This window comes from Brevibacillus brevis, from assembly GCF_001039275.2.
Classification (GTDB): domain Bacteria; phylum Bacillota; class Bacilli; order Brevibacillales; family Brevibacillaceae; genus Brevibacillus; species Brevibacillus brevis_C.
The window spans coordinates 4,502,640-4,522,151 of the sequence record NZ_CP030117.1; the positions used below are offsets into that span (position 1 = coordinate 4,502,640).

At 49.9% G+C, this 19,512-nt stretch carries 18 protein-coding genes; all 18 read right to left on the bottom strand.

All coding sequences use genetic code 11. The features are described 5' to 3' along the window. Window positions 1–32: 32 nt before the first annotated feature. On the bottom strand, window positions 33–590 hold the full coding sequence (gene lepB, locus AB432_RS21785) for a signal peptidase I (RefSeq protein WP_048034051.1): 558 nt from the start codon (window positions 588–590) through the stop codon (window positions 33–35). A 101-nt stretch (window positions 591–691) separates the two neighbouring features. Further along, the gene (locus tag AB432_RS21790; protein ID WP_048034052.1) at window positions 692–2,473 is read right to left on the bottom strand and encodes a sigma-54-dependent Fis family transcriptional regulator; all 1,782 of its coding nucleotides are present in this window, start codon (window positions 2,471–2,473) and stop codon (window positions 692–694) included. A 73-nt stretch (window positions 2,474–2,546) separates the two neighbouring features. After that, window positions 2,547–3,707, bottom strand: a complete 1,161-nt coding sequence (locus AB432_RS21795) for an ArgE/DapE family deacylase (protein ID WP_048034053.1) — start codon at window positions 3,705–3,707, stop codon at window positions 2,547–2,549. Then, entirely contained in the window at window positions 3,704–4,948 is a 1,245-nt protein-coding gene (gene dpaL, locus AB432_RS21800) for a diaminopropionate ammonia-lyase (RefSeq protein WP_048034054.1), read from the bottom strand. Before dpaL ends, AB432_RS21795 begins: the two co-directional genes overlap by 4 nt. A 691-nt stretch (window positions 4,949–5,639) precedes the next feature. Beyond that, window positions 5,640–6,053 carry a VOC family protein gene (locus AB432_RS21815; protein WP_048034056.1) on the bottom strand — a complete coding sequence of 138 codons (414 nt, stop codon included), beginning with the start codon at window positions 6,051–6,053 and terminating at the stop codon, window positions 5,640–5,642. Between the two features lie 77 nt (window positions 6,054–6,130). Continuing rightward, window positions 6,131–6,883, bottom strand: a complete 753-nt coding sequence (locus AB432_RS21820; RefSeq protein ID WP_048034057.1) for an RNA polymerase sigma factor — start codon at window positions 6,881–6,883, stop codon at window positions 6,131–6,133. A 134-nt stretch (window positions 6,884–7,017) separates the two neighbouring features. Then, on the bottom strand, window positions 7,018–7,875 hold the full coding sequence (locus AB432_RS21825) for a putative RNA methyltransferase (RefSeq protein ID WP_048034058.1): 858 nt from the start codon (window positions 7,873–7,875) through the stop codon (window positions 7,018–7,020). Between the two features lie 311 nt (window positions 7,876–8,186). After that, window positions 8,187–9,146, bottom strand: a complete 960-nt coding sequence (locus AB432_RS21830; protein WP_048034059.1) for an ATP-grasp domain-containing protein — start codon at window positions 9,144–9,146, stop codon at window positions 8,187–8,189. Further along, window positions 9,147–10,418: a type III PLP-dependent enzyme domain-containing protein gene (locus tag AB432_RS21835; RefSeq protein WP_048034060.1), complete on the bottom strand. Its 1,272-nt coding sequence runs from the start codon at window positions 10,416–10,418 to the stop codon at window positions 9,147–9,149. After that, window positions 10,411–11,583: a DegT/DnrJ/EryC1/StrS family aminotransferase gene (locus AB432_RS21840; RefSeq protein WP_048034061.1), complete on the bottom strand. Its 1,173-nt coding sequence runs from the start codon at window positions 11,581–11,583 to the stop codon at window positions 10,411–10,413. The genes AB432_RS21835 and AB432_RS21840 overlap by 8 nt, the downstream gene beginning before the upstream one ends. Beyond that, window positions 11,580–12,611, bottom strand: a complete 1,032-nt coding sequence (locus tag AB432_RS21845) for a GNAT family N-acetyltransferase (protein WP_048034062.1) — start codon at window positions 12,609–12,611, stop codon at window positions 11,580–11,582. The genes AB432_RS21840 and AB432_RS21845 overlap by 4 nt, the downstream gene beginning before the upstream one ends. Beyond that, a complete protein-coding gene (locus tag AB432_RS21850) occupies window positions 12,580–13,227 on the bottom strand; it encodes a sugar transferase (RefSeq protein WP_048034063.1) in 648 nt (215 codons plus the stop codon). Before AB432_RS21850 ends, AB432_RS21845 begins: the two co-directional genes overlap by 32 nt. Next, on the bottom strand, window positions 13,211–14,221 hold the full coding sequence (locus tag AB432_RS21855; RefSeq protein WP_048034064.1) for a polysaccharide deacetylase family protein: 1,011 nt from the start codon (window positions 14,219–14,221) through the stop codon (window positions 13,211–13,213). The genes AB432_RS21850 and AB432_RS21855 overlap by 17 nt, the downstream gene beginning before the upstream one ends. Next, window positions 14,188–15,426 (bottom strand): glycosyltransferase family 4 protein, encoded by a 1,239-nt coding sequence (locus AB432_RS21860; RefSeq protein WP_235617522.1) that lies wholly within the window; start codon window positions 15,424–15,426, stop codon window positions 14,188–14,190. Before AB432_RS21860 ends, AB432_RS21855 begins: the two co-directional genes overlap by 34 nt. Further along, window positions 15,386–16,588, bottom strand: coding sequence for an O-antigen ligase family protein (locus tag AB432_RS21865; RefSeq protein ID WP_048034066.1), 1,203 nt, complete (start codon window positions 16,586–16,588; stop codon window positions 15,386–15,388). The genes AB432_RS21860 and AB432_RS21865 overlap by 41 nt, the downstream gene beginning before the upstream one ends. Beyond that, window positions 16,589–17,305, bottom strand: a complete 717-nt coding sequence (locus tag AB432_RS21870) for a phosphocholine cytidylyltransferase family protein (protein ID WP_048034067.1) — start codon at window positions 17,303–17,305, stop codon at window positions 16,589–16,591. It abuts the gene before it with no gap. After that, entirely contained in the window at window positions 17,262–18,077 is an 816-nt protein-coding gene (locus tag AB432_RS21875; RefSeq protein ID WP_048034068.1) for a CDP-alcohol phosphatidyltransferase family protein, read from the bottom strand. Before AB432_RS21875 ends, AB432_RS21870 begins: the two co-directional genes overlap by 44 nt. A 15-nt stretch (window positions 18,078–18,092) precedes the next feature. Continuing rightward, entirely contained in the window at window positions 18,093–19,490 is a 1,398-nt protein-coding gene (locus AB432_RS21880; protein ID WP_048034069.1) for a flippase, read from the bottom strand. Window positions 19,491–19,512 lie beyond the last annotated feature (22 nt).

Sequence of the window (19,512 nt, forward strand, 5' to 3'; positions counted from 1 at the left end):
CCATAAATGGACAACCTTTTCTCCTTCACGTTTTACTTCTTGAGAGGATTTTCGATCATGGTTCCCATCACATGATCCAGCGGAATAAAGCCAATATCGCGGGAATCTGTGCTGTTATTCCGGTTATCCCCCATGACATAAACATGATCGGCTGGAACCGTGATCTTTCCGTCCGCTACGTATTCCATCGTTTCTTTGATGTATGGTTCGTTTAATGCCTCACCGTTTCGATATACCTTGTTGTCTTTGAACTCTAGTACGTCGCCTGGTCTTCCAATGACCCGCTTCACATACATCGTGTGGTCATCGCCCTGACCTGTGACCAGCGATACCAATGGATGCCCCACGATATCGTCCATCAAAGTACGGTCACGCTCTACCCGACTGTCAATCACGACAATATCGCCGTAATCTGGCAAATAAGAAAACGTGTGTGATAGTTTTGACACATATATGCGCTGCTCGTCTTGTAAGGTAGGGTCCATGGAATGCCCATCAACCTTGAACGGTTGAAATACAAAGATTCCGAGGACAAGAGCGAAAACGACAGCAAAAGTTATCGATCGAATCCATCCTAAAACTTCTCTCATTTTCTTTTGGCACTCCTTCCTTTTACCATTCTATTTTCCTGTATCGAAACCATCATAACACATTATCCGCCCAATCCCAAAAAATCGGCCAGACGCATAGATCAGGTGAGACCGTACTCGCGCAGTTTCCGAAACAGCGTTGCCCGACTTATCCCTAATAGCGCAGCTGCTTCTTCTTTTCGTCCGTTTCTATCCCGGATTTGTTGCATCGCGGTATTGATTGCTGCCCGTTCCAATTCTTTCAGCATCAGTCCTTGCTTTTGCCAGTCGAATAGCCCCTGACTTTCTTTTACGGAATGTAGGGAAGATTCTCGTAGAATTCCCGTTCGAATGGGCAAGCTCGACGGCTGAACCCAAGAAGTTGCTTCCATATTGACCGCGTACTCGATTACATTTTCCAGCTCTCGGACATTTCCTCTCCAGTCGTGATGAAACAGGACGTTTTGCGTCTCTTGGGAAAAGCCGTGCATCTTCTTCCCCGCTCGATTCACATGCGCCAAAAGGATATCGTTTGCCAAAGGCAGTATATCCTCTCTACGTTCTCGCAGCGAAGGCAAGTAAATGGGAATCACATGCAATCGATAGTACAGATCCAACCGAAACAACCCCGCGTCTACCCGCTCCTGCAAATCCAGATGGGTCGCTGCAATGATCCTTGCTGTTAAGCGTATGGGCTTGCCGTTACCTCCGATTCGGAACAGTTCCTTTTCTTGCAACACGCGCAGCAGCTTGCTCTGTAAATGCATAGGCATATCCCCGATTTCATCGAGAAACAGTGTGCCTTTTCCTGCGACCTCGAATAATCCCGGTTTTCCACCTTTTCGCGCTCCTGTGAATGAGCCTTCCTCATAACCGAACAATTCGCTTTCTATTAAATGCTCAGGAATTGCCGCGCAATTAATCGAGAGGAACGGTTCGTCTCGGCGCGGGCTTGCCTGATGTATGGCTTTGGCAAAGAGCTCCTTGCCAGTACCACTTTCACCTTGGAGCAGGACAGTCGAATCACTGGCTGCCACACGTTTTGCCACTTCCTTTGCCTGTACGATCGCAGGACTGTTTCCACCGATCATCTGAAAAGGGTCTGGCTCCGAGTATCCACTCACCTGCCTTGCAATTTGCACGACTTCCTGTACATCATCAAGCGTAATCACCCATTCTTTGACCGTTCCTGCCAGTAGAATGGGCTTGATAGCAAACAAAAATGTCTTGTCTTCCTGCCCGATGGACAAAACGACCTGCTTTGGTGCAGATTGCGCGGCATCAGCACGGCGAATAGCATCTATCCATTCTGCTGTTTGACTGTCGTTGTGATCGAGCTGCAAATATAGCCGGGCACGCTGGTTCGCCTGTATGATCCGATTGTCTTGATCGACGAGAAGCATGGCCTTGTCCATTTCATCCATGACGACACGCAGCTTTTCTACCGTATGCATCTGCTCGACGTACAAATAGTGCTCTTTTAGCTTAATGGCAATCAGCTCGGCCATTTTTTGCAAATAGGTCAATATCGCATCCACATCCGCAAACAACCGCTCACGCTGCTCCTCATCGAAAGCGAGCAGGCCGATCACACCTATATTTTCATTGTCTAGTTGTATCGGGCAACAAATCTCTCCCGTCTCCTTGCAATTTCCATAATGTATACAGGGACGGCACCGCTCATCCTGCCCCGGATGCATAATCACAACAGGATGCCCGGCGAGCAACGACTCCCGGTATATATGGTCCTCTCCTGCCATCGTCCGCAAAACGCCAGCCTCATTCTTCCCCGTCCCTGCGATCCGTAAAAACTGACTGTCCGCAATCTCTACCTCTACGCGCAGAACGGATGCAACAGCCGAAGCAATCTGTTGCACACTTTCTTGAATATCTCGCAAGGGCATCTGGCTTCCCCTCCCGTCAATCTCTTGCCTCCATTATAGCGCATCACAGGAGAAGCCTGCCCTTATGCATTTTTTACCTACAAAAATCACAAATCGTCTCCACCAAGATGGCACTCATGTCTACTATGCTATCCACCTCTACGTATTCGACTGCCGCATGCAGGCCAGCTCCTGCTGGTCCAAACAAAACAGTAGGGATTCCTGCTTCCTGCAATAATGCTGCATCCGTCCATCCCGAGAATCCGCATACATCGGGTGTTTTTCCCATCACGCTCTTACACGCCGCCTGAAGGGCTACATAAACGGGTTCATCCAGCCCGACTTCAAACGGCTCTCTCAAAAATGACAGCTCGGCGCTTGCTTGGAACGTCTCATCTTCAGTGTGCAGCTTCTGTAGTAATGCTTTTATTTCATTTGTAACGTCTGCCTCTGTTTCGCCCGGCAACGTCCTTCTCTCCCAGTCGATACGGCAATAGTCTGGGTAGGTGGATAGCTCTGTTCCGCCCTGAATGAGTGAAGCATGGACAGATGCCGCACCGAGTATCGGATGAACTGGACCTTGAGCCAACCTGTCCGAGAGACGCTCCAGCTCTTGCAGGACTCTGCCCGCCCGAACGATTGCATCAATCCCTTCTGCTGGACGACTTCCGTGAGCTGCCTTCCCCAGCACCTCGCATTTGACCCAGGCAAATCCTCTGTGAACGACGCCAATCGCCAGATCGGAAGGCTCACAGCATATCGCCGCATCTGCTTTGTAAGCCTTTACCAGCTCCTCCGTGCCGATGCTTTTATATTCCTCGTCAGCGACAAAAGTCAAAATGACATCTCCTGCCAACGGAACCTTTGCTTGTGCGATTGCCTCTACTGCGGCGATCATGGCCCCCAGACTTCCCTTCATGTCCTGACTGCCTCTGCCGAAAATTTTGTTGTCCATAAGGGTAGGCTCAAACGGGGGAATCTCCATGCGTTTGACGCTTACCGTATCCATATGTCCATTGAGCATCAAGGATTTGCCGCCGCCTGTCCCCCGTAGGATCCCGACGACATTGACCGCTGTGTCGTTAATAGGTGTGACATGGACCTCCAATCCAGCCGCCTCCAAACGCTCGCGAATAAAAGCCGCGATCGCTTTTTCGCCCGGTCCATCCTCATCCAGATACGGGTTCACCGAATCAATCCGAATCAAATCCTGCACCAATGAAATCAGTTCGTCTCGATTGATCGTCACGTTCATTTTGTCATATCCTCCTCTTGTCGACATGCGCCTTCCCAGATGATACGTCTGTAGATATCCCGATCCGTATCCCCTTCCGTACTAAAGCACAAAACAATGGAATTTTCATTCAAGCCAAGCTGCTCACGCTGTTGATGATACATGGGCTTGCTCATTAAGGCAGCGAGTAGTCCTACCCCGACTGCTCCACTTTCCCCGCTCACAATGGAAGGGTCGGTTCCAGTCGGTGCCGCAAGTATACGCATGCCGTTTGCCGCCACGTAATCGGCACAGCTGACGAAGAAGTCTGCATGCTCCCGCAAGATTTCCCATGCCATCGGATTCGGTTCTCCACATGCCAGACCTGCCATGATGGTTCCGAGTTCGCCCGAAGCTGCATGTGGTTGCCCGTCATTTTCTTCTGCTGAAAGGACCATGCAATTGGCGCTATGCGGCTCGACGATCACGGTTGTCAGGTCTTTGTTTGCTTGCGCCGCTACGAAATGTCCCAAGACTGCGGCGGCCATGGAACCGACACCTGCCTGCAAGAACAGGTGTGTCGGCTGTTTGGCGTCGATGAGAGCTGAGAGTTGTTCCATGGCCTCTGCTGCCATTGTTGTATAGCCCTGCATGATCCACGCGGGAATGGTCGTGAAGCCTTCCCATGCCGTATCTTGAATCACTTGCCAACCACGTTCTTTGGCCATTTGTTCAGAAAGACGCACGGCTTCATCGTAGTTTCCATTGATGACGTGAGCCTGTGCGCCGGCCTCGCGTATCGCATCTACCCGTTGCTGGGCGGAGCCTTTAGGCAAATACACAACGGCATGCTGTCCGAGCGCCTTGGCAGCCCACGCAACTGCCCGTCCGTGATTGCCATCTGTCGCAGTGACGAAGGTGACTTCTCCGATTCGCTCTCTCATTTCTTGGGAGCACAATGCTTCAAAGGTCATCTCTTCTGTCGATTTCCCCAGCTTATCGCACAAGAAACGAGCCATCGCGTAAGAAGCTCCCAAAACCTTGAAGGCATTGAGCCCAAATCGTTTGGATTCATCTTTTACCAGGACCTGTCCTACTCCCAGCTCATGTGCTAACGCAGGCAATATAACGAGGGGAGTCGGCTCGTAGTTTGCGAGAGATTGGTGAAAAGCTTTGGCAAAACGGGTTTCTTTTTCGGTCAAATAGGTGGGAATGCGAGAGCTCTCGCTATTTTTTCTCTTATTTTTTACGACGTAGATTGGGGGTTGATGACGTTTTTCCATCAGATGTGTTCCTCCTCGGGTGGTTTCATCCTTATTGATAGAGCAAGGATCGTGCCAACGGTAATGAGGCGCGGATGGCTTATTGTTTCGGTGGTAACCGTATCAAAATGAGATTGAATTGTATCAATTTGATACTTTAAGTCTTGTTTTGATACTCGCCATACCAACTACTGTGGTGGGAGGAAACAGGAGAAAACGCTCCAGCTTCTTGGGTCACCAGCTAGGGGGATTGACTGTACGTCTCCATGGAAAAAGCGAAACCGCGTCCAAAGTAGGGACTCAGGGATGCTTTTCAGAGGTGGACGCTTAAAGGCGTGTTTCGCTTTTTCCATTGCGCCTCGGTAGGTGCCCCAAAGATCTTCGCTTATTTCTCCTGTTTCCTTACGAGCGAATGGGTTTTCAAGTGGCTTTTAAAGATTGAAAACAAACAGTCAGTCCTAGCGACTTTCGAAGTCCAACCTAGCTTCGCAGTGATTTGCGGGCAAAAGAAATACAACGTGCTCACCGCTACGTAGCGGCTACCCCTTTTGCATTTCCCCGCAAATTACTGCGGAGCGGTCAGTCCCCACATCCTAGCAGGACGTAGCCCGGAGCGTAGACTGGAAATATTCTTCTCTCCACCGCGGCCCCGTTAACAAGAATAACCACCTGCATAACTCTCACAGGTGGCATCATGAGCGATAGAAGAACTCTATGCGTTATTCTCTTCATCCTCAGCGGAAGGCCATCCACCCCATAGGTGGTTCACATGCCCATCTGGATCACGAAATCTAAAGCTGTAACCTCCGCCTCGCTTATACGTCATTTCACTTACTTCGATTCCTTTGCTTTTTAACTCCTCATAAACCTCATGGATTTGGTCTACCTGCAAGGAGATGATTGGCTGGGCTTGTCCTGACATATCAGTAAAGTCCAAACGCGGAACTTCTGGACAACGAATGAGCCCGAGACCTACTCCGCCTACGTTCAACCAAGCCTCATTGTCTCCGGGTGAAAATTCAAAAGTAAACGGAATGCCGAGTACATCGCGGTACCACTTTACGGATACCTCCAAGTTTTTGACAGGCAGCTGTACAACCGCAAAATTACGCACATGGATACTCATTTGTGTTCGCTCCTTTATTTCAAATATGTACTTTACCCTCATGAACGAAAGAAAAGAACAAAAAGAAACGGGTACCTCTACCATTTCTGAAAAAAATGCAGCAAATGTCCATCCGGGTCACGAACAGCAAAGAAAAGGCGATCGCCTGCTACCGAAACCTTTTCCACGCTCACGCCCTGTTCGGCGAGGCGCAGATACGTTTGACAAATCGCATAAGCATCCCCCGCACGAAAGGCAGCCAAAAATTGCTCGAACCCTTCTTTTGATACAAATCCGGACGAATCACGACGTCCAGCTTTGTCGATTTTCTTTTTGCTGGATGGGCTTTCATCCTGTCTGGATTGCTCAGCCAACACGAGCAAGCGCTGGCGAGCCCTCTTCACCCCTTCTTTCACTGCCCCTACTGTCGTATGTAGCAATGTGGCTGTTTCCTGCGCCGTAAACGAAAAAATGTCCATCATGAGAATCAGCACCATCTGTCTGGCATTTAGACGATTAGCCAGTTGCTCGAACATCTCTCTCTGCACAAACGTATCGGATACAGTGGATTGATGCAGATAGTTCGCTTCATCAAACAGGACGGGATGCTCATTCGCCTTTACTTTTCGGCAATGATCGATCCAAGCATTCGTGGCAATTTGCCTCAAAAATGCCTTGGTTAGTTCTCTGTCTGGAGCCTTCTGTAGGGAACGATACACCTTCGTCAATGTTTCTTGCAGGAGATCCTGCGCATCCCAGTCGTTTTTCGTGAGGGACAAGCAATGCTTTTGGATATCCGCAAGAAAAGGTTTTACACGCAAAAAGGAAGCCTCATCCTCATCCGCCCCCATACGATCCCTCCGAAACTTTTTCGACTATTCATACTTATTTTCAAAAAAATAAAGAACGCTGTCAACAAAGACCATGTAAAAATAGGAAAGCGACCGTCCAGAACGGATTTTTCCCGCTCAGGACAGTCGCTGCTTTATTTCCTGCCAATCAACACAACCAAGTCTATCGTCATGTCCACTCCTGCCAAGTCAGACACCCGGCTCAACTGCTCAGGTGTCGCCCCCCACGCCAACGGAGTCATCTGGAGCAAAGAGGAAAGATTTCCTTCATCCAGTCGGAACTGATACTGAACCCGTTCCTTGCCGATTAGCTGGAAGCTGGCTTTGAAGTGCTCGATCGTACGATGATTCGCATATTTTGTTTTGGGTGACTCTTGATACAAGACTTCTCGTAGCTCTCGCAAATAGTTGGCCTCTGGAATGACTTTGATCATTCGTCCATCATCAGCCAGGAGTCTATGAAACTCATCCGTATTGGACGGAGATAACAGATTTAAAATGGAGTGGAACTGTCTGTCGGCAAACGGCGCCTTCGTCAAATCACCGACGCACCAAACTACTTCTGGATCGTTCTTTGCCGCAAGCATAACTCCCTCTTTCGCGAGATCGACACCCACTCCGATAAAGGAGGCTCCGCTTGTTTGCATCACCCTCTGCCGAACCTGCGTCAGATGATAGCCCTCGCCACATCCTGCATCCAGTACGTACATCCGGCTTTCCTCAGGTTCTGTCGTGTGCAGGATGACTTCACTCAACACGTCATACAATGGATCAAAAAAACCTTGCTCCATTATCGCCCTTCTCGCTGCAAACAATTGCCTGTCATACTTTGTTTTGTAGGTTCGCGCAGCCAAGTGAACATAGCCGTGCTTGGATAAATCAAAGCAATGATGATTATTGCATACCAAGCTGGTTGCAGGTACGTTTTGCATAGCCGCCTGGCAAATTGGACAACGAAAAATCCCCACATGCTGGGAGATAGCTGTAGACATCAAAAAAAGCACCCCATTCATTCGTATTTCGGTGAATGAAAAAAGGCACAGTCAAATAAACCCCAAGCATTTTCAAAAAAATGCGGGATTACGTTGATCTGTACCTCACATTACCGAAGACGAATGAACTGGATGATCATGGTCTGTAACACTCCTGCTTTTTGATGAAGTCGGCATCACGTGGACGCTCAACTACAATTGTAGCACATTTCAGCAATCTACAGGGAGGATACAATAGGGGGCAGGTTCGCAGTCTTTGTCATGTTTTTAGCTTCCCTGCCCATTCCCGCTCCAAAAGGAATTTTTTGCCCTCACTCCAGTAGCATGACCTCATCGTATTTCATCAGAATGCTACCTTCCTTGTACTCCCCCACTTTTGGCATATTCACCAGACCCTTTATGTTTTGGAGAAGCGCACACACACTGTTCACTCCGCTTTCGTGAGCATGCGGATACCCGCCGCCAAAACGGGGATTGATCTCCGACACAACGTACTGATCTCCCACCAAAAAACAATCGATGTCAATAGGCCCACGCGGCTCTAGGACACGAATGAGTTCCTTCGCTAATGACAGCAAACGCGGATCTTTTACCGCGAGGGAGCGATCCGTCTCCCCTGCCCGCATTCGCAGCTTTTTGCGGGTAAAAAGTGTCACCAGCTCCCCCGAGATCAAATCCACATAGCCATCCACTCCGTACTCCTCTGCCTGTAAGAACGGTTGAATGACGACATCCTCCGTTTTTTCCATGAGCACGGACAATTCTTGATCATTCTCCACACGTGTGATACCCAAACTGGCACTTCCATACCGTGGCTTGACGATTAATGGATACGTAATCTGCCCTGCCAAAAGTGCTGCTTGTACCTCGTCCATTTTTGTAAAAGTGGGAATGGCGGGAATCTGGTGCGCGGACAAAAAATCATACGTAGCCAGCTTATCCAGGCACATCTCGATTACATCCCGGCTGGACACGATCACCTCGATGCCCTGCATGTAGAAACGATCCGCATGCGCAGCCAACAGTGTTAGCTCTGGGTCTATTAAAGAGAGGATTGCCTTGATCTCGTACCGTTGGCACATTTGCAGCAGGGCATCGAGATAACCAGGATCATCGATACGCGGCACCTGCTCATGATGATGGGCAGCGTACAGGGCCGGGGCCGTCAGATCGCAGTCGACTGCTATGATTTTGCCAGTGTCACCCCATTCGCGTACAAAATAGTGGAGCAGCTTGACTCGTCTGCCTACACTAGTCACAAGTACGTTCATTCAGTTCATTACCCCCTGCTTGTCAACCTGAAAACAATAAACCGATTCGGGAATGAATTGTTGGAGAGTCTCTTTTCCCCTCACAACGACCGCTTCCTTTCCGTCGATAGCGAGAACCGGCGGCCTCTCGCGAATAAATGGTGGATTAAAGACGAGCGTATACGCCCCTACGTGTCCGAAGACAAAATAATCCCCGATATCAGGCAATGGCCCCGTGTAGCCTTGAAGCAAATAATCTTTTTCCATGCATGTATACCCGACGACATGGTAGCTCGCTTCGGCAACCGACTTGCGGTTGCACACAAGTCGGGCTGGCAATAGGTGCGCGTGCATCGTCGGCTTAACATTGTGAATGCTTCCATCCACGAGAACAAACCGCTCTCCTCTGTTTTCTTTTACATCGATGACTTGGCAAACGAAATCAAGGGCATCTGCCACGAGTGAAATACCTGGCTCCAGAATCAGCAGCGGCGCATGATCCAGCTCTGCCAGCTCCTCCTTCACGACAGACGTAATCGCTTCGGCGTACTCTTCAAAGGTGGGTACAGCCGTCATCCCGAACGTGGTCGGGAGCTCGCCATAGAATCCGCCTCCAATATCGATAAAAGCAAGCCGCTCGCCCAAATGCTCCTTCCCCAATCGGCATAGATGGCGCGTAATTTGGCGATACACACCCACACTGCGATTGGTGGAAAAGTGTCCATGTAACCCGACTACATGCACATTCGGGACGACAGCCAACTGGCTCAGGGCTTTTTCCAAATTGCCGTTTTCGACGCAAAAACCAAATCGGCTGACCTCGTACCCATTTTGCAGAGGACTCACTCCACCCCTGGCCAAATCCACATTAATCCGCAGCCCGATCCGAAACGTATGCTCGGGATACTGCTTGGCATAGGCCACCACCCACGGTATTTCCGAAAAAGAATCCAGATTGATCAGGCTCCCCTGCTCCAAGGCAAGGAAAATGTCCTCTTCCGTTTTGAGCGGGCCGTTAAAAATGATCGACGCAGGATCGACGCCGAGTTTTCGTGCCAATTCGTACTCCATTCGCGAAACGACTTCTGCATGCGCCCCTAACTGATGCAGCTTTTGGCATAAAAACGGCAAGTAATTGGTCTTATACGAATACGCCACGATTACATGCTCATAGCGTCGAGTAAAAGCCCGTTGGAAACGACGATAGTTCTCGGCGAGCTTTACTGTGTCCAGTACGTAAAAAGAAGACAAGCAGAGACTGCGCCATTTTTCTATCTGCTCATAACTATACATGGCGCACCCCCTGTTGCTGGTTCAGGAGGCAATTCGTGATAACACCGATGACTCGCTCCTGCTGTTCAGCGATCAAGCTGGAACCGGACGGCAAGCAAACACCTTGGGCAAATAGCCGATCGGATACACTCTCATCGGGCTGGTGCGGATAATATTGGCACTGCGCGAACAACGGTTGCAGATGCATCGGCTTCCACACGGGACGGGCTTCGATATTTTCTTTGCCCAGTGCATCGATCAGTTGTGCAGCAGAGAGTGTTGTGTCGGCTGGATTCAGTGTCAGCACGGTCAGCCATCTGGTGGATCGCCCTGTCGCCGGCTCAGGCATGAACGAAATACCAGGCAATGGTCCAAGGGCTTGTTCATAACGCTTGTAAATCCCTCGCCTCGCCTCGATTCGCTCCTCCAAAACGCGTAGCTGCCCCCGGCCAATTGCCGCCAGTACGTTGCTCAATCGATAATTGTAGCCCATCTCTTCATGCTGGTAATGCCTGGCTGGCTCCTTCGCCTGCGTTGACCAGAAGCGTGCCTTTTCGATCGTCTCAACGTCATCGGAGACGAGCATTCCACCACCTGAAGTCGTCATGATTTTATTGCCATTAAACGAAAAGGTCCCAACATGCCCAAAGGCACCGCTCATTCTCCCTTTGTATACAGCCCCTAACGATTCTGCCGCATCCTCCACCACGCGCACCCCATACTGCTCACAAAGCGCCATCAACGGCCCCATATCTGCGCTCTGCCCATATAAATTGACGATGACGACCGCCTTGGGCAACTTGTCCGCTGCTGCCGCTTCCCGCAGGGCTCGCTCTAATGCCAGCGGAGACATATTCCAAGACCCTTCCTCGGAATCAATGAATACTGGAGTCGCTCCCTGATACAGAATCGGATTGGCACTGGCGACGAAGGTGAAGCTGGAGCAGAACACCGTATCACCCGGAGCGACGCCTGCTAGCCTTAGCCCGAGATGGATAGCAGCTGTACCAGAGGACACAGCCAGTGCAGCTTTTACGCCCACATACTGGGCAATCTCTCGCTCAAAAGCATCGACGTGTTCCCCCAACGGTGCGATCCAATTGGAGGCAAAGGCGTCTGCCACCAAGTCCCGCTCGTCCTCCCCCATATGTGGCGGTGATAAAAAGATCCGCTGCTGCGCACTCATTTCGACGTCCCCCCATTGCGATAGGCAGGAAAAAAATCTTGCTCACCAGCCTGATCGACTTGTAATTTCTGGCACAAAGCCAAATACACTTCCTCATCGTGAACTTTCTTGCCCATCCAGTAAGGAAAATGATTGCCATTTGCAAACGAGGACTTGAAACGGAACAAACCATCTCCATCCAGATTCCCTCCTCCAAGGAGAAGCAGCTTTGCTCCATCCAGCTTTGCCTGCTGGATCATGGCGTCGAAGAGGAGGTGATTGACGCCAAGCGCCATGTCTTCCGTATGGGATGCTCCTAGCTGATAATGGGCGAATTGATTTCCACTGAGCAAAAGCACGCCCGCCACCGGCCGTTCCTCATGCATGGCAAGCAGAAGCCGCGGCTTGCACAGCGCTGTTTTTTTCATGAGTCCCACAAAAAATTCCGGTGCATAGTAGTAGATCGCCGCGGCTTGATTGCGATCCATCGTCTCCCGATGTAGCTGGATAAAAGAAGGAAGCCAATCGGTTCCGCCCAATGTAATCCGGATGTCGTTTGCCACTGCCTTCCTCATATTTCGTCCGACGTTTTGCGTATAGCGGGCGCGAATGTAGGCAAGTGTGGGGCGCAAATCCACCGCCGTTACCATCCTCACCAGATCCAGTCGCATTTGACCCGCGAATAGCTCCGCATTCCCCAGCAACGGATGAAAGCGAACCGTTTCCGTCAGATAGTTCTTGTACCGACAGTAGACGTGGAATTGCTCCTGGAACAATTGGGCAGCCGTCTGACCCCCCACAACAAACGGCCCTCCGTATCCTATCGAAACCAAATCGGCATAGCCGGGAATCCACTCATCCAGACGTCTGACCAAATACGGGTAGAAAACCTCATTCTCCCCACTCTTGAAAAAAACAGCTTCTGGCGTGCCCTGTTCCATTTTCGCGTATAGCTGTACGTATTCTTTCGTGTAGGACACATCTAATTTTAAAAACCTTCGCAAATATTCGGTCCAATCATCCTGTTCCGAAAGTACGATCAGGCTCACATGCTTCCCTCCCAGCGCGCTCTCTGTTTTCACTCCCTCTGAAGTCTTCTACCGTGACGCTGCCCTGCTGATTTATGCCTGTCGATTGAAAAACGCGCTTGATCGTCAGACCGATAATCCGCATATCCAGAAAAAAGCTGCCATTTTCTACATACCAGACGTCCAGCTCGAACTTTTGCTCCCAGTCAATCGCATTTCTCCCATTGACCTGCGCCCAGCCTGTAATCCCCGGCTTTACGTCATGTCGCTTCAACTGCCGCGGCGTGTACAGGGGCAAGTACTCCATTAGTAGCGGTCTCGGCCCTACGAGGCTCATTTCACCACGAAGCACATTCCACAATTGCGGCAGTTCATCCAGGCTATACTTGCGCAAAAGTGTTCCGAAAGATCCCAGTCGCTCCTCGTCAGAGAGAAGCCCTCCACTCTCATCGCGTTCATTAGTCATCGTGCGAAATTTATAGATGAAAAATGGTTTTCCGTGCAAACCTGGTCGCTCTTGTACAAACAAAACCGGAGACCCCAGCTTCCAACGGATGAGCAGACTCACCAGCAAAATCAGCGGGGACAGAATAACGAGCATCAGGAAGGAAACGCAACGATCAAACAAGGACTTCATGCCGCACCTCCTGTTGATTCCACTTCGCTGCCGCTTCCTCCATACTGAGGCTCTGCATGCCGTACCTCTCGCGTAACATGGTGTAATGCTGGAGTATTTCCTCCAAAAAGGACAGATTCTCTTCGATGTGGTTCCCAAAATTCTCCGGATGCCACCACAGATGATACAAGCGTTTGTGCTCCGCAGTATGAGTGAGGTCGCATTTGATTCTCTTCATGCGCCATTTTTCCAACCGCTGTAGCCGAGGAGAATAAGGACGCAAAAACCGGCTGGATGCAACATCGACCATTCCCTCTGGACTGCGCTGCAATGATTCATAGTTGTTATGACCAGAGAGATTTACATACGCATCCATGAGTCGCATGGCTCGTTTGAACAATGTCTCTTCGGCAGCCCCTCTTGTGTGATACATCCAAGACTGCTCGTTGCCCCGATAGGAACGGAACCCCTTTTTCTTGCACAAAGATAAGTAGGCAGACTGCACCTGATTTCGTGGAAAAACGATGCTGGAAGGGGAGTATCCTTTTTTGCGCGTCACTTTATGAAAAGAATCAAGGTCAGCAGCAAAAGCTTCGGGAGTCTGCCCCGGCTCTAGACAGTAATAGTGGGAAAGGGTGTGGCTTCCGATGAATTGATGCGGGTAAGAGGATATCAGCTTAATTAAGGAAGGAGCAAAATGATACGGATCGACCTGCTCATGCTCTCCAATCGCATCTGTGTCCAAATAGGGGTAGGGTGACAGTTTTTCATCGGAATACGCCGGGAGATGCCGTGGGACGACGCCTGCTAGCTCCTTGCGCGACTCGCAAAACAAAAAACCGACAGTAGCCCAGGTGACGTGCATTTCATACTTGGCAAACAGCTCCAAAAGTGCGGGGATCACTTGACGAACACCTAACAAATTTTGCTCATAGGACTGAATGGTTCTCTTGTCTCGGACGCCCCAGTAAAGTTCAAAGTCTAGGGAAATGACGAATGCTCCCGTCTTGTCCAATCTTCTCCGCTGCCTCCTTTCTCCTGCCCTCTTTCTTCTCGTACCTGACCAGTCAGTTGGGCAAATAATGTCGCTTGCTTCGCAAGGACCGTTCGCTCATCGAAGTGCTCGAGCGCGATGCTGCGGCTATTCTGCCCGAATGCTTCCCTGAGTCTGGAATCGACTACGAGCTTTTTTAAGGCTGTATACAAGGGACATACCTGTTTCGGTTCTACTAAAAATCCGTTGACACCGTCCCTGACTTCCTCCCGACATCCACGGATATTCGTGGCGACAATCGGTTTTGCCATCGCCATCGCCTCAATGATGGAGCGAGGCAGCCCTTCGCGGTGAGAGGGAAGAACAAAAATATCGCTTGTGGCCATCAGCTCCGGAATGTCAGTGCGGAATCCAGCCAAAATGATTTGCGGATGCTGTCGGCAAAGCTCCTCGAAGTCTTGACCTCGCTGATCGCGTTCACTGGAGGACACGTCCCCCACCAACAAGAGGCGCAGGCGCGGAAATTCACCCGCCAGCTTGCGAAAGGCTTCCAGCAGCTCAAAAATTCCTTTCTCCGAAACCATGCGTCCTACATAGGTGATCACCACATGATCATCTCGCAGCCCCAGTGAGGACTTGATAGTCTGGACCTTTTCTCTCGTTACGTGTCGCGGGTGAAAGCGTTCTGTGAGATCAACGCCATTGCCAATGTGCAGAATCCGCTCCGTCTGGGAGGAGAAGCCATCCTTCACGCTCAACTCATAATCCTCTCGACTCTGAAGGAAAAGATAGTCGGTCATATGCCGGGCAAACCATTTTTCCAGCGTGTAGTACATCTGATACGTACTTTTGCTCATGCCCTCATGAAAGAAGTAGCCGTGCGCTGTATAAATGACATGCGGTACTCTTGCCAGCCTTGCTGCCACGCGCGCGAGAACAGCGGCAATCGGCGTATGAACATGCACGACATCATACTTCTCCCTTTTCAACAGCCGATACAATGCCCAAATTGTCACCAAATTGGAAATCGGGTCGATCTTTCGCTTAATCGGGATTCTTCTGAGCGTCAATCCCTTTGCTGTTAGCACATCAAAGCGCCCCGTATCCGAACACGCAGTATGCACCTCGTAGCCTTCACCCATCAGCTTTTCAATCAAGGGAAACAATAAACTTTCTACAGAGCGGTCAATTGCGCATACTTGCAAGATTTTTTTCAAGCAGATCACCGCCATTTTTGGTCTGACGCGTATTGATTTCGGCTGTCACGAAATACAGCGCGAGCATGATCCAGAAAAACGTTTCGCGAATTCCGTTATGAGTGAGTCCGTACAAAATTTGGAAGATAAGTGGATACCAAGCAACCAATCGATGCCCACGGGCCGCCCCATAAATCACGAGAATGAACAACACTGTGCCCATTACGCCGTAGGAAAAGAACAGATTGGCTAAGGTAGAATGGAGTTCCAACGAAATGCTGCTGTTAAATCGCTCGTACATCCCTTCCCCTGCTCCGAACAAAATGTACTCCGGATGGTTGGCAATCCGGTCATAGCCCCGCGCTGCCAAATTGTCATCCGAATCTTCGCCGAGTGTTACCATTCGTTCTTCAATTTGCGTGTAAATAGAAGCATCGCTCAGCACGTTTTCGTTGGTGTACAAATAGATGAAGAAAACAGTGAAGGACGAAACGAGCACGCATAGCAGATTCATCCAGAACAAGCCCGTTCGTTCTTTGATGGAGAGGAGCAAAAAAACGAGGTACATCCCTACAGCACTAATGATCGCTGCTTTGGACAAGGACGCTGCAATGATGCTGAACGCCGTGCCGATAGCAATAAAGAGAGGAATGGTCTTCACAGACACGAAGCGAGCGCACAGCAGGCATATCCCCATGCACAAAAGCCCAAAATAGCCGAGCTGGTTCGGATTGTTGAAGAACAAGGATTGCCTGAACTCTCCGCTATCCGGTGACAGTCCTGACACGAGAATGAATGCCTGAACGAGCAAGGAGGTGGACGTAGCCAAAAAGACCCATTTGACGTACTCTTGAGGGTTGCGCCTGAACAAAATAGTCAAGGCAAGCATCACGGCTCCGTTGTACAAATACCACTTGGTCGAGCTGAATACATCCATTTCCCCACCGAGTGCAATCGTCCATATGCCATTCACCATCATAATGTCGTACAAAAACAGAAGGGTAAGGAAGAGAAAAAGCCCGAGTCTGCGGTTGACCCGACCCAGCCGAAACAAGAAGCTGTAGGCGATCAAGATAAGCATGATAAAATCGGCGATTTGCGGATTGCCACTTGGGAAGAAGTAGAAGGGCTTAAGCACCACATATAGCAAAAGCAGGACCTTGTCCGGTGAGAGTTTCTCCTTGATCATCATTTACCTGTGCGCCAGTTGGTTGGTGAATTGCAGGATTCGCCGATAATCCTCCCACGTATCAACCTCTGCCCAAAACAATCCCGGTGGTATTTGTGCGACATACACATTCCTTTCGCCCAAAAAAGAATAGAGAACATTTTCCCACCACAAATCATACTGTTTCTCCTGAATCAACCTTTGTAAGCGCGGCAAAAATATCGGCAGAAAACTCTCTTGCAGTTTGGCAATTCCAACGTATTCGCCAGTTGTCTCTTCCAGTGAGAGCTCCTTTCCATGGCGGAGCAGCAATCCGTTTTCATAGCCAAATTTATAATCCCCCTCAAAACGACGGACTGGATCAGCAAACATGACGGGACACGCGGTCTCTTGCAACACGACTTCCAGTACCTTCGATTCAAAGTAAACGTCGGCGTTCAACAGCAAGCAGTCGCTTCCTTGCAAAAACTCGCGGGCGAACCAGAGGGACACCATACTATTCGTCCGATCATAAAAAGGATTGTGATAAAAACGAATAGGTTCATCTCTGAGCAACTGGGTAATCACGTTAGCTTGATAGCCCACCACCATCGCGATCTCTTCAATTCCGTGGCGCCTTAGCTCCGTTATCGTATTTTCAATGAGTGATTGGCTTCCGATATCAACTGTACATTTGGGAATTCCATCAATGTGCTCGTTAATTCGTGACCCGAGACCTGCTGCCATGAGTAGTGCCTTCATCCGACTCCCCTCCTTCTTTCAGAGATGGCATGACGTATTTGATGTTCAGCTTCAGCTTGTACATCGATCTGGCCAGTCCGACGAACAGGTGGTAGAAGGTCCATAGGAGCAAAAATAGCATCTGACCGCTGATTGCCCACAGAAATGCGGTAACAAGCACGCCCAATTGATAGCCCGTTTGGGTAAGAAAAAGGAAGACCAAAGCATCGATCGATTTGCTGCGCTTTCTCATAGAGACTGTTTCGTGAGAGATTTTCCCTTGACTAAAGACGAGATCGGAGCCATTGGTCGCCAAAATCTCTGCAAAAATCGTGAGCAGAATCAAATAGAGCAGCCACGGACCCCATATCGCGTGATGATTCATGATGCCGTATATCACACCGAATGACACCAGGTAGAGCGCATAGTTGAGCCCGATGTCCAGCCATTCTCCTCCCTTGCTCTTCTGGTTGCGCATGCGAGCTACTTCCCCATCGACGCAATCCGCCAAGTAGCACACCTGACAGAAGAAGCAGCCGAGCAGAAAGGATGCCGCCGTTCCGTACATAAATGCTGCTGCGCTAAGGAGTCCGGCGATAATGCCCCCGATTGTAATTGCGTTGGGGGATATTTGTGTTTTGCGGGTCAGCAATAAGCTCACGTAGATGGAGATGCGACGTGTGAAGTAGTACGACCAAAATTCCTCTCTGCTCCACGGCTTCTGCACCTGCACACGGCAATGGCGTGTCTCTTCACTATCCCAAAACATAGACGGATACAGCTCATCCTTCACGGTAAGCCACCTTCTTCATGACCTCGTCTCCTGGAGCGAGACGGAATATTTTTCGGATAAAAACGGGATATACCACGTACGAAAGCCAAAATATTTGGATGCCCAATACGAAGCACAAAGATCTCGACAGATCAGGCTGATTGAAGTAGCAATGGCGGCCCCAATAATTCCATACAGCGGAATGAGACAAGCGTTTCCGATTATGTTTAGTGCAGCTGAACAGACAAGAATATTGCGGGCCGTTTTTTGATGCCCGGTCATCGTCAATAAGGGGATAACACTGCCTGTGCAAAAATTGACAAACTGCCCCATGCACAGGATTACAAGGACGAGGCTCTCGCTCGCAAACTCTTCGCCAAAAAAAGTGAGCAATGGAACGGCACATATCGCCACTAGCAGATTGAGAGGAGCAGAGGTGAAGAAAATGAGCCGATTGGCAAACGCAATCATCTTTTTCAAGCCGTCCATATCATTACGTGCGTACAGCTCAGAGAACTTCGGAGAGAGGATCGTATTGATAGAAATCAGTGCAAAGCCCGTCACCATTGCCAGACGAATGACCACACTGTATACTCCGACTGTTTTTGCATCCGTAAAAATGCCCAGCATGATCATATCTGTCCACGTCATGATCAATTCCATCGACGCACTGAGATACATCGGGAGTGCGACTGCAATAATTTCCCTCAACCCAACACCAGGCTCTCCCGCAGTCGGCTGTACACTGTTACGGAAACCTCTGCTCGTCGCATACCACTGCCCCATCCCATAGACGGCATTCAAAATAACAGCAGCTGCGAGCAGTTGAATCAAGAGCATCGTACTGGGTTCAAAAAAAGGAATGGCGATGAAAAGAAACGCCAAGTGCAGAAAACGCATACCGACGATATCGACAGTGATCGAGATGACAACCCGATGAAGTGCCCGAAATGCAGATGCATACAGCCTTGCGAGTGACACAAACGGGAGCATCCACGCGACGACTCGCAGTGCCTCTGCTGGCAGCTCCCCTGCAAACACGTAGGCAGACACCTGCTCTGAGAACACATGCAAAAGTACCCCAAGCACAATCGAAATCAGTGTCGCCCACAGCACTACTTTGTTGAATACTTCGGAAATCTGATAAAGCGAGCCTTTCGCGCGAAACTCCGAGAGAAAGCGGATGATGGCTGTATCTGTCCCCAAAACGGCCAGCACCATTCCAATGTTCATCAGGGTGATCGTCAGCGAATAGATGCCCAGGCTCTCGGCTCCATACTCTCTGGCAATGTAGAACTGCAAAAGATAGAGCAGTACGAAGCCAAGGAGCCGAAACAAAAACGTGAAGGCCGAGCCGCGAATCACTTCGTGAACATCGCGATCGTTATGCAGACGGTTCCATTGTCGTTGCCAAGCTAATTTGAGGGCATGCATGCTTACAAACGCCCCGCTTTCC

Excerpts from the sequence above, each read along its gene's own strand:
- lepB (WP_048034051.1), bottom strand. The coding sequence starts at position 590 with ATGAGAGAAGTTTTAGGATGGATTCGATCGATAACTTTTGCTGTCGTT.
- AB432_RS21815 (WP_048034056.1), bottom strand. The coding sequence starts at position 6,053 with ATGAGTATCCATGTGCGTAATTTTGCGGTTGTACAGCTGCCTGTCAAA.
- AB432_RS21830 (WP_048034059.1), bottom strand. The coding sequence starts at position 9,146 with ATGAACGTACTTGTGACTAGTGTAGGCAGACGAGTCAAGCTGCTCCAC.
- AB432_RS21790 (WP_048034052.1), bottom strand. The coding sequence starts at position 2,473 with ATGCCCTTGCGAGATATTCAAGAAAGTGTGCAACAGATTGCTTCGGCT.
- AB432_RS21820 (WP_048034057.1), bottom strand. The coding sequence starts at position 6,883 with ATGGGGGCGGATGAGGATGAGGCTTCCTTTTTGCGTGTAAAACCTTTT.
- dpaL (WP_048034054.1), bottom strand. The coding sequence starts at position 4,948 with ATGGAAAAACGTCATCAACCCCCAATCTACGTCGTAAAAAATAAGAGA.
- AB432_RS21795 (WP_048034053.1), bottom strand. The coding sequence starts at position 3,707 with ATGAACGTGACGATCAATCGAGACGAACTGATTTCATTGGTGCAGGAT.
- AB432_RS21880 (WP_048034069.1), bottom strand. The coding sequence starts at position 19,490 with ATGCATGCCCTCAAATTAGCTTGGCAACGACAATGGAACCGTCTGCAT.
- AB432_RS21840 (WP_048034061.1), bottom strand. The coding sequence starts at position 11,583 with ATGAGTGCGCAGCAGCGGATCTTTTTATCACCGCCACATATGGGGGAG.
- AB432_RS21850 (WP_048034063.1), bottom strand. The coding sequence starts at position 13,227 with ATGAAGTCCTTGTTTGATCGTTGCGTTTCCTTCCTGATGCTCGTTATT.
- AB432_RS21825 (WP_048034058.1), bottom strand. The coding sequence starts at position 7,875 with ATGTCTACAGCTATCTCCCAGCATGTGGGGATTTTTCGTTGTCCAATT.
- AB432_RS21865 (WP_048034066.1), bottom strand. The coding sequence starts at position 16,588 with ATGATGATCAAGGAGAAACTCTCACCGGACAAGGTCCTGCTTTTGCTA.
- AB432_RS21835 (WP_048034060.1), bottom strand. The coding sequence starts at position 10,418 with ATGTATAGTTATGAGCAGATAGAAAAATGGCGCAGTCTCTGCTTGTCT.
- AB432_RS21870 (WP_048034067.1), bottom strand. The coding sequence starts at position 17,305 with ATGAAGGCACTACTCATGGCAGCAGGTCTCGGGTCACGAATTAACGAG.